9 protein-coding genes and 1 pseudogene are annotated in these 12957 nt (G+C 64.7%); 3 read left to right on the top strand and 7 right to left on the bottom strand.

Translation table 11 applies throughout. From position 1 onward, the window contains the following. Positions 1–270: 270 nt before the first annotated feature. The 6 genes and pseudogenes from ACVIN2_RS31235 to ACVIN2_RS31210 all read right to left on the bottom strand — a co-directional run bounded on the left by ACVIN2_RS31235 (position 271) and on the right by ACVIN2_RS31210 (position 6397). Positions 271–1207 (bottom strand): annotated as a pseudogene (locus ACVIN2_RS31235) (ABC transporter substrate-binding protein). Further along, a complete protein-coding gene (locus tag ACVIN2_RS31230; RefSeq protein ID WP_456768527.1) occupies positions 1204–2304 on the bottom strand; it encodes an LLM class flavin-dependent oxidoreductase in 1101 nt (366 codons plus the stop codon). The pseudogene ACVIN2_RS31235 and the gene ACVIN2_RS31230 overlap by 4 nt, the downstream one beginning before the upstream one ends. A 29-nt stretch (positions 2305–2333) precedes the next feature. Beyond that, positions 2334–3506 carry an acyl-CoA dehydrogenase family protein gene (locus tag ACVIN2_RS31225; RefSeq protein WP_456768526.1) on the bottom strand — a complete coding sequence of 391 codons (1173 nt, stop codon included), beginning with the start codon at positions 3504–3506 and terminating at the stop codon, positions 2334–2336. Next, positions 3500–4300: an ABC transporter ATP-binding protein gene (locus ACVIN2_RS31220; RefSeq protein WP_354104703.1), complete on the bottom strand. Its 801-nt coding sequence runs from the start codon at positions 4298–4300 to the stop codon at positions 3500–3502. Before ACVIN2_RS31220 ends, ACVIN2_RS31225 begins: the two co-directional genes overlap by 7 nt. Then, positions 4294–5316 (bottom strand): ABC transporter permease, encoded by a 1023-nt coding sequence (locus tag ACVIN2_RS31215; protein WP_456768525.1) that lies wholly within the window; start codon positions 5314–5316, stop codon positions 4294–4296. The genes ACVIN2_RS31220 and ACVIN2_RS31215 overlap by 7 nt, the downstream gene beginning before the upstream one ends. Next, a complete protein-coding gene (locus tag ACVIN2_RS31210; RefSeq protein ID WP_456768524.1) occupies positions 5294–6397 on the bottom strand; it encodes an ABC transporter substrate-binding protein in 1104 nt (367 codons plus the stop codon). Before ACVIN2_RS31210 ends, ACVIN2_RS31215 begins: the two co-directional genes overlap by 23 nt. 476 nt (positions 6398–6873) lie before the next feature. Here ACVIN2_RS31210 and ACVIN2_RS31205 point away from each other — a divergent pair, with 476 nt between their 5' ends. Further along, on the top strand, positions 6874–7854 hold the full coding sequence (locus ACVIN2_RS31205; RefSeq protein WP_456768523.1) for an ABC transporter substrate-binding protein: 981 nt from the start codon (positions 6874–6876) through the stop codon (positions 7852–7854). Between the two features lie 380 nt (positions 7855–8234). Further along, complete coding sequence (locus tag ACVIN2_RS31200; protein ID WP_456768522.1) at positions 8235–9329, top strand: catalase family protein; 1095 nt, start codon at positions 8235–8237, stop codon at positions 9327–9329. 5 nt (positions 9330–9334) lie between these two features. On the opposite strand, the gene ACVIN2_RS31195 is transcribed toward ACVIN2_RS31200, so the two are convergent. After that, positions 9335–12406: an ATP-binding protein gene (locus tag ACVIN2_RS31195; protein WP_456768521.1), complete on the bottom strand. Its 3072-nt coding sequence runs from the start codon at positions 12404–12406 to the stop codon at positions 9335–9337. Between the two features lie 195 nt (positions 12407–12601). Between ACVIN2_RS31195 and ACVIN2_RS31190 the strand changes: the two genes are divergently transcribed. Further along, positions 12602–12781, top strand: a complete 180-nt coding sequence (locus ACVIN2_RS31190) for a hypothetical protein (RefSeq protein ID WP_456768520.1) — start codon at positions 12602–12604, stop codon at positions 12779–12781. Positions 12782–12957 lie beyond the last annotated feature (176 nt).

Genomic DNA, 12957 nt, shown 5'->3' with positions numbered 1-12957 from the left:
CAAGGGAGTTGTTGCAAATAGCAATGCGGGTGTTGTTGGCGCAGCGAAACGCAGAAGGAATGTTTCGACGATGGCGCCGCGTACGCCACTTCCCTTCTCCCCTTGTGGGAGAAGGTGGCGCGAAGCGCCGGATGAGGGGTTGCCTCAGCGAATTCGAATGCGAGAGAGCTACTCGCGGATAGAACCCCTCACCCGTCTCGCCGCTACGCGGCGAGCCACCCTCTCCCGCAAGGGGAGAGGGATAAGCGTCGCGTCCGGGACACGAGAGGCCTACAACCCCGCCGCAATCGCATCCGAGAACGAGCGATCTACGATCTCGGCCGCATCGAGCTTCTGCTTGATCAGGCCCCAGCGGAAATAAAGATCGATCGTGCTCTGCTCGTCCGCGACCACGCCGTCATCGATCGGCGCGATCCGGATCTTTGCGCGCGACAGCCAGTTCTGCGGCACGGCTGTGGGGATGTTCATCAGCCTGCCCCAGGTCGCGGCATAGCTGTCGATATTGTTCAACGACCACGCCCGCGCCGCGGTGAGGCGCCGGATGAAGTCGGTCAGCTCCGCGCGCTTGTCGCGGATGGCATCGGGCCGCGCCACCTGAAAGCTCAGCCCCCGGTGTCAGGCCCTCCGAGGTGATGACACGGCGCGACTTGAACAACACCTCCTCCTGGCTGACATAGGGCTCCCAGGTCGACCACGCCTCGACGGAGCCTTGCGTGTAGGCGATCTTGGCATCGGACGGCGCCAGGAACGCAATCTGCACGTCAGCCGCAGCCCAACCGTTCTTTTCAAGCGCGGCAAGGATCAGCTGATGCCCGATCGAGCCACGGCCGGTCGCGATCTTCTTGCCGCGCAAATCCGCAAAGCTCTTGATCGGGGAATTCTCGGGCACGAGGATCGCGAGCCCCTCGCGGGTCTGCCGGATCGCGGCAATCGCCTTCACCGGCGCGCCTGAGGCGGCGGCGAAGGTGAAGGGTGCGTCGCCGACGAGCCCGGTCTCGATCGCACCGGCGCTGAGCGCTTCCAGCAGCGGCGCGGCCGCGGGAAACTCCTTCCACTCGATCTTGTAAGGAACGTCTTTCAGCACGCCGGCGGCTTCCATCACCGCTTGCGAATTGCCCTTCTGGTCGCCGACGCGCAAGGTGGTTTGCGCCGCCGCCAGCTCGAACGAGCCGAACAGCAGCGCGCCGGCCAGCATCAGACGGATCATTCCGCCGCCTCGCCGCGAACGGCCTGGCGCTTGGCGATCAGTTCGCGCGTCAGCGGGATCAGCTCGCGGCCGTATTCGATGGCGTCGATCAGGGGATCGAAGCCGCGGATCAGGAAATGGCTGACGCCGAGGTCGTAATAATCGCCGAAGACCTCGGCGACCTGCTCGGGCGTGCCGACCAGCGCGGTGGTGTTGCTGTTGGCGCCGGTGAGCTTTGCGATCTCGGTCCACAGCCGCTTGTCGATGCGGCTGCCCTGGTCGGCGAGCGAGAGCAGGCGCCGCGCGCCGGCGGTAGCATGGCCGTCGGCGGGCTTGCGATAGCCGGTCTTGTCCTGGAGCGCAGTGGCGCGCGCAAGAATCTCTTCCGCCTTTTCCCAGGCCTGCTTCTCGGTCGGGGCGATGATCGGTCGCACCGAGAGGCTGAAGCGCGGCGTCGGACGGCCCTGCCTGACGGCCGCATTGTGAACGCGCGCGGTGACGTCGCGCACCTGGGCATAGGATTCACCCCACAGCGCAAAGGTGTCGGCATGCTTGCCCGCGACGTCGATCGCCGCGTCGGAGCCGCCACCGACGAAGGTGTAGATGCCGGCCTTCTGCAGCGGCTTCACCTGCGAAAAACCGTTCTCGACGTTGTAATACTTTCCGCTGTAGTTGAACGGCTTCTCGCTGGTCCATTCCAGCTTCACCACATCGAGAAACTCGCTGGTGCGGGCGTAACGCTCGTCCTTGTCGTCGAGCGTGTTGCCGTCCTGCCTGAGCTCGGCCGCATTGCCGCCGGTGATGACGTGCAGCGAGACGCGGCCTCCATAGAGCTGGTCAAGCGTCGCAAGCTGTCGCGCGAGCAGCGTCGGCGCGGTAAAGCCCGGTCGCTGGGCGATCATCACTTTCAACGACTTGGTGATTGTCAGCACATGCTGCGCGACCTGAAGCGCATCCGGCGTGGTCGAATGGAACGCCAGCAGCGCGCGGTCGAAACCCGCGAACTCATGCGCCTTCGCGACGGTCTCGATATAGGCCGGATCGAGCACCGGACCCTGACGCACGATGGTCTCGGACGCATTACTGTTGGCGATAAAGCCGATGAACTCGACCGACATGATGTTCTCCCTGAATGTTTGGCGGCAGGCTAGAGGCCCAATGCGGCACGGCCGAGGCCGGTGCGCGTGGAATCGTCCTGCGGCGTGTGCACGCGACCGCACAGGACGTCGCGATAGTGCCGCTCCAGCGGATTGGCGCGGGACAGGCCGTGATTGCCGGTCAGCGACAAGGCATCCTCGACCGCGGCGACGGCGTTGTTGGTCACGGTCAACTTGATGACGCTGGACTCGGCCGCTGAAAGCTCCACACCGTCATCGAAATCACCGGCGAAGGATGCGATCAACCGCGCATTGACGGCGAGCCGTGCCTCGATCGCGCCGAGGATCTCCTGCGCGCGCGGCAAAGTCGCAAGCGGCGCGCCCAGGCCGGCCGGCACCCGCTGCTTCAGGAACCCGACCAGCCAGTCGCGGGCAGCCCGCGCAACGCCGTCATAGATCGCGGCGACGAAGATCGTGTGGACGGTCGCCTGCGCGACATCAGGAGTGCGCCAGTCGGCCGGCTTCCGCACGTCGATCTCGGCATCGAGAGGAATCACGACGTCGTCGAAGATGACGTCGTGGCTGCCGCTGGCGCGCAGGCCGTGATGATCCCAGGTCTCGACGATACGCGTTCCCGGCAGGCCCGCCGGCACCAGGAACTGTCCGACGCGCGACTCGGCTTCGTCCGTCCGCGCCCAGACCAGATACCATTTCAGGATCGGCGATCCCGTCGAATAGATCTTGTGCCCCGAGAGCCGCCACCCGGTTTCGGTCCGGCGTGCAATGGTCGCGGGCAGGCCGCCGCGCGCAGGCGAGCCCAGTTCGGGCTCGACGCGGAGCGCGTTGACGAGCGCGAGGCCCTCGACGCTCTCGCGCGCGAGCTTGCGCGACAGCCGCGCCGGCCAAGTCGGGCTCCGTGCCATCACCAGATGGTTGATGTAGTGCATCGACAGCACCAGCGCGGTCGACGGATCGGCCTTGCCGATGATGCCGAGGACGCGTGCGGCGTATCGTGCGCCCGCCCCGGCGCCGCCATGGGCGGCAGGCACCGTCAGCGACAGCAGGCGCGCCTCGGACAGCTCGCGAAAATTCTCGAACGGGAAGCTTCCGGTGCGATCGTGTTCGGCCGCACGGGCGGCGAAAGCCTCGGCCAGCGCCTCGGCCCGTGCGACGTAGTCGGGCTCGTGATGCGCCGCGCGCCTCTTGGCGATCGAAGTTACCATGTGGCGTCCAATCCGAGCAGGCCAAGAATCTGGCGGCGCAAATCGGCCAGATACGGATCACCGCGATGGCGCGGATAGGGCCGATCGACACGGATGTCGGCCTTCACGCGCGCCGGGCGGTCGCTGAACACGATGACGCGGTTGGCGAGCACCAGCGCCTCCTCGGCGTCATGCGTCACCAGCAGCGTGGTAAAGCCCTTGCGCTGCCACAGCGAGACCAGCTCGGCCTGCATGGTGATGCGGGTCAGCGAGTCGAGCTTGCCCAGCGGCTCGTCGAGGATGAGGATTTTTGGATCGTTGACCAGCGCGCGGGCCAGTGCGACGCGTTGCGCCATGCCGCCCGAGAGCTGGTGCGGATAGGCATTGCGGAAGGACGATAGCCCCACGAGATCGAGGGCGGCATCGACGCGGTGACGCTGGCTCTTCAAGATGCCTTGCGCCTCCAGCCCGAGCGCGACGTTGTCCCAGACTGTGCGCCAGGGAAACAATGTCGGATCCTGGAACACGACGACGCGCGACGGGTGTGGTCGCGTGATGCGCGCCTCGTCCTCGCGCAACGTTCCGGACCGGGGCTTGTCGAGGCCTGCGACGAGGCGCAGCAGCGTGGACTTGCCGCAGCCGGAGGGACCGAGCAGCGCAACGAACTCGCCCGGCTCGACGGAGATGCTGACGTCGCTGAGCACCGGCAGCTCGGCGCCGTCGATGTCGAAGGCGTGGCTGACCTGCTCGATGTCGAGCGCGGCGCCCGCGGCCGGGTGAGCGTCGATTTCAGCCAGTGCAGTTGCGGCTACCATTTGACGGTCCCCTTCTGCCAGACGAGCAGGCGATCGCGGATCGCAAACAGCAGCGTGATCGCGCCGGAGCAGAGCAATGACATTACGATCAGCGCCGCATACATGTTGGCGTAGGCGGCCCAGCCCTGCGCCCATTGCAGGTACCAGCCGAGGCCGGCCTTGACGCCGATCATCTCGGCGACGACGAGCACGGCAAAGGACGAGCCGAGCCCCATGAACAGGCCGACGAAAACGTGCGGCAAGGCCGCGGGGATCGCGACCTTCAGCACCAGGAAGGACGGCTTCGCCCCCAGCGTCCGCGCGACGTCGTAATAGGCGTTGCTCACACTCGCGACACCAGACCAGGTCAACACGGTGACCGGGAAGCCGGTCGCCAGCGCGATCAGAAAGGTCGAGGCGCTCCAGCTCGACGGGAACGTGAAGAAGGCGATCGGCAGCCAGGCGGTCGCCGGCAGCGGGCCGATGAAGCGCAGCACCGGGTGCACCCAATAGCCGACCGCGCGCGACCAGCCGATCGAGACGCCGGTCAGGAAGCCGACCGTCGCGCCGATCAGATAACCACCGAGCTGGAGCTTGACCGAGGCGAACACGCTGTCGAGCAGTTTTGGCAGATCGTCGGTGTAGACCTCGATGATCGACTGCGGCGGCGGGAAGAACGGCAATGGCAGCCAGGCGAATTTCGCCGTCGCGACTTCCCACAGGGTCAGGACAACGCCGAGCGCGACGAGCCACGGCGCGCGCTGGCGCAAGGCGCGGCCCGTGGAACCGAGATAATCGGCGCCGACAGTCCCGAACAGCGCGATTGCTGCGATGACAAGCGCGGTAATGCCGAGCGAATGCGTCCGCGACCAGTCGCCGACGTCCTCCCACCACAGGCAGGACAGGCCGAAGGCAATCCACGCCATACTCGCGAGAACGCCGACACCGGAGTCCCGAATCCAGCTGGCAAGCCACGGTGCGCGCGAGAGACGTGGCGCGCCGGAAGCGAGGCCGTCAGACAGCGAATACGTCGACATAGATGCGCTCCGCAAATCTCGCCGTGTCGGTGCTCTGCTTGAACACCTGCACACTCTTGAGATCGTCGGCATAGGCCTTGAGCTCGCGCTTTAGCACTTCGCCGACGGGGTGATGATGATGGGTGTGGTAGCGCACCATGCCTTCGATATCCGCGAGTGACGCCGTCTTCGGCGCGTAAGGCTGGAACGATTTGGCTGTCACGGACGGGTTCTGCGCGGTGAACATCGCGGCATCGAGCAGCGCCTGCGTCAGGGCGCGCGCCACCTGCGGCTCCTCGCGCACCAAGCTGCCGCGCAGGCCGAGGATGCAGCAGCTTTTGTCGCGATACTCGCCATCGAGATTGGAGGCGACCTCCTTGTACTGGCTGTCCTTGAGCCAGAGATAACCCAGCGGGTCGGACGACAGGAAGGCCTGCACCTCGCCCTTCTCGACGGCGACGTTGAGAAGGTTGCCGGGATAGGCGCGCCAGTCGACATCCTTGTTCGGATCGATACCGAGCTTGGCGAGCTGAATGGAGAAGAAATTCTTGTCGGGGCCGCCGAGATCCCCGACCGCGACGATCTTGCCCTTGAGATCGGCGAGCTTGCCCACGCTGGAATCGGTACGGGTCAGGACCCGCATGCAGCCGCCATGCGTGCCGGCGGCAATCTTGACGTCAAAGCCCTGCTCCAGCGGCTTCAGCCAGCGCAGCGCCATGCCGAGCCCGGCATCGCTCTTGCCGGTCGCGATGGCCTCGAGCAGCTGGTCGGTCGAACCGGAATAATTGATGAGTTCGATGTCGAGATTATGCTTCTGGAAGAAGCCGTGCTCGATGGCGACCGGCACCGGGGCGAGACAGACCGCGCCGGCGTTCCAGGACAGCTTGAGCTTTCGCGGCGCGCCGGTGAGCGCAGGCGCATCCGAAGCGGTCCGGCACAGCGGAAACTCCGAGAGATCGACGCCGGGCGCGATGGCCCGCGGCGCAAAGGCCTGTGCCGCACCGAAGGCACCGAGCGGCGCGGCGAACGCCGCAGCTAGCCCCGCCTGGAGCAAATGGCGCCGGTCGAGCCTCGATCCGTCGCGCTTGTCGTCGTCGTTCATCCGTCTGCACTCCTGCGCTGGCACGGCTCCGCCATCGGCACAACGGCTTGCGTTGCGCCTGTTCCGTGCGGAGCTGCGTCGAGAGAAACTCTTTTCGCCGGCGCCTGCTGCGGCGCCTTGATGCGATGCGCAAATCATGCGGCGCGTTCGCCGTATCGTCAATGAAATGGAATTTCGAATGTGGCACGAAGCGAAGTCATTCTCTCCATCTGTGCGTGCGAGGACGATGAAAGGATTTCCGCCGATGCATCGGTTGGCGGAGACCGGCGCGACTCCCTCTGCTGCTTCATTTTTGCGCAGCATCAGTGGCGCATACCGCACGTTCTCGAAATCAGTGTTTCGCTGAAATGTCCTTGCTGGTCGCGCGCGCAATACGGTTAGCCATTTCATTGACCGCGCATCGCGCGACCATAGACTTGATCGTCTCGCTGCATCGTTCGCTCACGCGTCGTGGGCAAAGCAACAAGACAGGCCACATGAGCATCAACTCCCTCGATCATTCCATCACGCGCCGGCTCGCGGCATCGCTGCTCGCCGCCGCCATCACCCTGTCGACGGCCGCCGCGTCGTTCGCGGCCGACGCAATCGTGCGGCGCGTCGGCGACCAGAAGGGCGGTAACCGTTCGCTGCTCGAGATCTCGGGCTACGCCAAGGATCTGCCCTACAAGATCGAGTGGTCGGAATTCCCCGCGGCAGCTCCAATCCTGGAGGCGCTCAACGCCGGCGCACTCGACGTCGGCTACACCGGCGACCTTTCATTCCTTTCGGTCTACGCGGCCGGCGCGCCGATCAAGGCGATCGGCGGCACCAGGTCGGATGCGAAGACACAAGCCATTCTCGTGCGCCAGGATTCGCCGATCAAATCGGCCGCCGACCTCAAGGGAAAACGCCTCGCCGGCACGCGCGGCGGCTGGGGCCAATTCCTGATCGACGCCACGCTGGAGAAGGCTCAGATCAGGCTGGAGGACGCGACCTTCGCGCCGCTCGGCCCGGTCGACGCCAAGATCGCGCTGGTCGCGGGCTCGATCGACGCCTGGGCGGTGTGGGAGCCCTACGTCTCGTTCGCGACGCTCAAGGACAAGGCCCGCGTGATCGCCAACGGTGAGGGCCTGACGCCGACCATCACCTTCATCGTCGCCTCCGACAACGCCATCGCCACCAAGCACGCGGCTGTGCAGGACCTCGTGCAGCGGCTGAACAAGGCGCGGCTGTGGTCGCTGGATCATCTCGGCGAATATGCCAAGAGCACGTCCGAGCTGACCAAGCTGCCGGAGGACGTGCTGCTCTCGGCCTACACCGCGCAACGCACCAGCCCGATTCCGATCGACGAGAGCGTCGTGAAGGAGGTGCAGGAAGCCTCCGACCGCTCGACACGCTACGGCATCCTGCCGAAGAAGCTCGACGTCAGCAAAGCCGTCGACCGCAGCTTCACCGCTGCGGCCGCGGGATCGAACTAAGCGGAGGCGCCGGGATGCGCGCGCTGCGCCTCAAGGCGGGCCCGCTGCATCTCGCCGCGATCGTGCTCGCGCATTTCGCCTGCATGAGCCTGATCGTGTGGCTGTCGCTTTAGACGCCGTCCAACGTCGCGTTCGCCGGCCCGGCCTTAAGGAAAACATCAGGACAACATAAGGAGCCCATAAGGACTTCCGAGACGCCGCTGGCCTAGCATCGACCGTGTGATCGCGTCGGTAACAGGATGCCTCATCCCGCGGCTGGTCCAGGCAATCACAACTCGCTCTCGGGTTGCCGATCCCGACTGGACGGGCTTACAGTGATCCGCCCTGCGGCCGTCGACGCTTGCAATGGGAAGGCGACCTTCGGGCTGGAGACCAGCGCCATGTCAGCCGATCAGTATCTTCGTTACGATCCGTCCGTCGAACAAATCCGGCCGGAGGAAGCGGCGGCCATCGAGGAGATCGTTGCCTCGATTTCGCGAACGAGCGATCGCACTTTTCACAAAGACAAGCACGGGACCCGACAGCAGCACGCCAAGGGCGCCGGCTATCTCCGGGGCGAGCTGATCGTCTACGAGGATTTGCCGGATCATCTGCGCCAGGGCCTGTTCAAGCAGGCTGGCCGCTTCCCGATCATCGTCCGCCTCTCCACCGCATTCAACAGGAGCGATCGCGTACGTTCGCCGCGGGGGTTTGCCATCAAGGTCCTGGGCGTGACTGGGGCTAAGGCGCTCGGCGACGACGATACGACGAACCAGGATCTCCTGCTCGTCAATCACCCCAGCTATTTCGCGGATGCGATGGCCTATATGCGCGCACAGCACCAGGTCGAGCGTAACCTGTTCCTGCCTGATCTGGCGTACGGACTCATAGGCTTTTTGGCGCGCGCCCTGGTCGCCGCATCGGACAGAACGGGCATTCCGATCCCGATCGTCTTGAAAGCGCTCGGTGATGCCGGCAGCAACATCCTCGGAGAAACCTTTCACACGGAGGGAGCATTGCGGTTTGGCGATTATATCGCAAGGCTTCGCCTGGTGCCGATCTCGGCCTCGGTTCGCCAACTCACCGGCCAGCCCTGTCACGATTCCGATGATGCCGTGCTGAACAGCGTCGTTGCCTTCTTCAAGGACAATGCAGCCGAGTACGAATTATTTGCCCAGCTCTGCACCGACCTGGAGCGAACACCGATCGAAAATGCCTCGATCGACTGGCCCGAAGACGTCGCGCCGCCGCAAGCACTCGGCAAGATCACGCTTCCGCGCCAGACCGCCGACAGTCCCGCACGTCGCCTTTATTCCGACGAGGTGCTTTCGTTCGATCCATGGCGATGTCTCGCCGCGCATCAGCCGCTGGGCTCGATCATGCGATTGCGCAGGGATGCCTACCGTGCCTCCCGCACGCTGCGGCAGCAGCAAAATCACTTCACGGTCAAGCAACGGCCCGGCGAGCCGCGAGTGATCGCGGACCTGCCGGATTGAGCCGATCACCGTCCCGCGTCATTGGGCCCGGTGTCGCGGGCTGCGTCGAAAAATGACGCCGAGCGCAGCGGATCGCCGCGATCAAGCGTCTCCGCCAGCGATGCGATCACCCGGCAGGAGCGGTCCCGCCACTTGGCAGCCCTTTGCGCTCGTCCGAGGCTCTCATAGAGCACCGCAGTCGTGCGATAAACGCGCCAGGCGGCGTGCGGTAACCTGGCATGGCGGAGAATCGAAATGGCCGTCGACAAATGCCCGCCGGCGAGTTGCGTCTCCTGCTTCAGGATCGCAATTCTCGCCATGGCCTCGTAGCACAGCGCGAGAAACGGCCGGTCGGGTGCCGCGCTCGTCACCTCATGAAACTGGCTGGCCGATGTTTGCGCGCGGTCCAGATCGCCGATCGCGATCCAATAGTCGCAGCAAGTCAGCAGATAATGGGGGATGACCAGCGACTCCATCGGCACCCGGTCGACCTCCATCCGCCGCTCCATCGCATCGAGATGCTGCCGCGCCCGAGGCAGGTCGCCCATCCTGACATAAGCTCGCGCCAGCAGGTTCCTGCCGACGAAGAAGGTGAACGGATTGGCCTCGATCATCGGGCCGAGCGCATCCTCCGCACGCCGTGACGCGCTGCCATATTCCTCCGCCTCGGAATACAGCCATCCAATCGTGAGATGACACAGTGCGACGGCCTGCGGATTTGCATTTCGCTCCGAGATAGCCAACGCGGAGACGACGTTTCGTTGCGCCCGTCCCCATTCACCCAGATAGATCTGGGCAAAGGCCTCGACCGATTCATAGAGCACGAACAGATAGACGTCACCGACCAGGCGGGCGAGCTCCTTTCCCCTGGTCGTCGCATCGCAGCAGGCCGGATAATTCGCGCGCAGAAATTCCAGCACCATCTCCATCGAGCAGCGTCGCAGCCGCATGCTCAGATCCTGCTCTCCGGTGATCAGTGCTGACGCACGCTCGGCAAGGTCCGCATTCTCGCGGTCCCAGCCGCGGAGCATCAGCTTCAAATTGGCAACGTTGCCCTGGACCAGAGCGCTGAACGCCGCATCGTCGATCGCTCTGCTCTTTACGAGGGCCTGTTCCGCAACAGGCAGGCTCTGGCGTCGATCGACGTAGAGACAAAATCTGCTGAGATCGACCAGCGCGTTTACCTCTTCGCGCACGTGCCCGTTCTCCGCCGCGTGCGCGACGACTGCGCTGAGATCCTGCAGCGAATTCAGGAAATCTCCACTGGCCCGCCAGGCCCAGGCACGCTGAAGCAGCAGCTTCAGACGTGTCGTCACCCGAAACTCCGGCGGCAGATGCGGCACCAGCTCCAAAGCGCGGGACAGGTAATTGGCGGCCTCGCGCGTGCTGAACCTTCGCGCCGAGCCCTCGGCCGCCGCGCCCAGATAATGCATCGCTTTCGGGAAATCGCGGCCCAGTTCGAAGTGGCGCGCGACAACGGCGGCGAGCTCCACAGCCTGTGGGCCATAGCCCTGCTCGAGCCCCGCCCCAAGCAGCGCATGGGTTTTCGCGCAGCGCGCCGGCGCGAGCCGCTGGTAGAGGATCTCCTGGTAAAGCGCGTGCTGGAACGCATAGCGACCGGAGACGCCTCCGTTCGGCCACTCGGTCATGCCGGCGGCGACGATGACGCGATCAGTCCGCGCCAAGTCCTCGCACATCTGCTCGACATCCAGCACGGGACGGTCCAGCGCCCCGGCGATATGGAGCGCGGAAAACTCCGCTCCCGCCGCACTGGCGACCTCGAGCAGGCAGCGCTCGTCCACGGTGAGGTGATCGATCTGCTGCTTGATCATTCCTTCCAGATCGCGCGGCATGCTGTCATGCGAGGCCGCGTCTTCGCTGACCAGCCGCCAGCCCAATTCGTGCTCGACGAGTGCGCCTTGCGCCACGAGATGATCGAGCAGAGACGACACGAACAGAGGATGCCCGCCAGTTCGCGCGAAGATGCGCTCGACCAGCTCTCTGGCGAAATCGGTCGAGTTGAAGCGCAGGGACAGATAGCGTTCGACGTCGGTGCCGGTCAGTCGATCGAGCGCGAGCTCAGTGGCGTGTCCGTGAATCCGCAAATCCTGGTGAACGGCACGGATAGGATGTCCGCCGACGGCGACTTCCATTGGCCGATAGGTGGCGAGCACGAGGATGGAAGCCTTCCGATCCCGCCGCGCCAGCCGGGAGAGCACATCCACGGTGGCAAAGTCGCTCCAATGCAGATCTTCCAGGATGATCACCCATGGTCGCGTGACGGCGAGATGTTCCATGAGATCGGCAAATTCGCGCAGCATGCGCTCCCGGGTCGCGCCAAAGACCTCGTGCTGGAATGCGGCCCGGTCTGCTTCGCCGAGGAAACCGGGCATTTGCGCGAGCCAGGTCGGCGCGTGCTCGCGGATCGAAGTCAGCAGCGATGCTCCATCGGTTCGACGGCAGCACTCGTTCAGCGCTCCGATCAGCGGAAGAAAGGCCTCATGGGTGCCGAACAACTCGTTGCAGCTACAGTGCAGCACGCCCAGTCCCTGCTGGTTCATCCTGTCGAGCGTCATCTGCAAGAGAGTGGTCTTGCCGATCCCGGCCTCGCCGGTGATGAAGACGACCTGACGCTGTCCGGTACGGGCGAGTTGCAATGCCTTGTCCAGCGTATCGAGTGCCCCGGTGCGCCCGACCCTCCAGTGCCGGCGTCGATCGACAGCCTGCTCCGTGGCGGACGCCGCCTCCTGTTCGGGCGCTCGCTCGATCGCAGGCAATTCGGCGGTCGCGACCGCCGCAATGAAGCGATAGCCGCGCCGCGTGACCGTCTCGATGTAATTGGGGGACTGCCTGTCGTCGCCGAGCACCGTGCGTAGCGCGTTCACGGCAACGGCGAGGCTCGACTCGCTGACGTGCAGATCGGACCAGACCGCGTCGAGCAACTCTTCCTTGGTGACGAGCTCACCGGGCCGACCGACAAGATGGCAAAGAACCTCGAACGGCTTCGGCGCCAGCGCGATCCGCTCCCCGCCTCGCCACAATAGTGCGTTGGCACGGTCGAGGCGGAATTCACCAAAGGCAAGCGCGTCTGTACGCACGGCTCCGACCCCCGGATGCTCCCCCACCTTAAGGGAAAGCTGAGCCAAATGTAAGGACACGATAAAGACCTGCGCCCTGCGCCGGCACTAGCATTGGCCTCAGAGACGCCGGCAAGGCGTCGGACGGCCTTTTCATCACGCTGTCATTTCAGTCGACAGGCAGTCGATGCCTGAATTTTTGGCAAGGAGTTGGCCATGAGCATTCTAAAAAATTTGGCGATGCCGCCTCTGGCTTTTGCCATTCGCCATTACGACATCAGGGTCATATTAGGCATCACCGTCCTCAGCCGCATCTTCCTCGTCGCCATCTACCTTGCGAGCGGCGGCCCGGGCCTGTCCGAGTTCGAGCTCGTCAACACCATCGCGCTGCCATGAACTCGGGACCGCTCGAATGGTGCATCGAGATCGCGATCATCGTCGCGATCTGCATCGGGATTGTCGCGGGCGGGCATGGCCGGCTTGTCGTGCCGCATCACCGGGTTCAACGCGCGCAAGCCGATCGGGCCGCTTGCGTCCAGCGGCCCTCAAGTCCTTTCAGCGTCGTCGCCCTG

The sequence above is a fragment of the Bradyrhizobium sp. USDA 3650 genome (assembly GCF_054057395.1).
Note: the sequence above shows the minus strand (reverse complement) of the source record. Positions and strands in the feature narration are given on the sequence as shown.

Bases quoted from the DNA above. Each gene is read 5' to 3' on its own strand.
- ACVIN2_RS31215 (WP_456768525.1), bottom strand. From the start codon at position 5,316: ATGTCGACGTATTCGCTGTCTGACGGCCTCGCTTCCGGCGCGCCACGT.
- ACVIN2_RS31220 (WP_354104703.1), bottom strand. From the start codon at position 4,300: ATGGTAGCCGCAACTGCACTGGCTGAAATCGACGCTCACCCGGCCGCG.
- ACVIN2_RS31205 (WP_456768523.1), top strand. From the start codon at position 6,874: ATGAGCATCAACTCCCTCGATCATTCCATCACGCGCCGGCTCGCGGCA.
- ACVIN2_RS31210 (WP_456768524.1), bottom strand. From the start codon at position 6,397: ATGAACGACGACGACAAGCGCGACGGATCGAGGCTCGACCGGCGCCAT.
- ACVIN2_RS31225 (WP_456768526.1), bottom strand. From the start codon at position 3,506: ATGGTAACTTCGATCGCCAAGAGGCGCGCGGCGCATCACGAGCCCGAC.
- ACVIN2_RS31200 (WP_456768522.1), top strand. From the start codon at position 8,235: ATGTCAGCCGATCAGTATCTTCGTTACGATCCGTCCGTCGAACAAATC.
- ACVIN2_RS31190 (WP_456768520.1), top strand. From the start codon at position 12,602: ATGAGCATTCTAAAAAATTTGGCGATGCCGCCTCTGGCTTTTGCCATT.
- ACVIN2_RS31230 (WP_456768527.1), bottom strand. From the start codon at position 2,304: ATGTCGGTCGAGTTCATCGGCTTTATCGCCAACAGTAATGCGTCCGAG.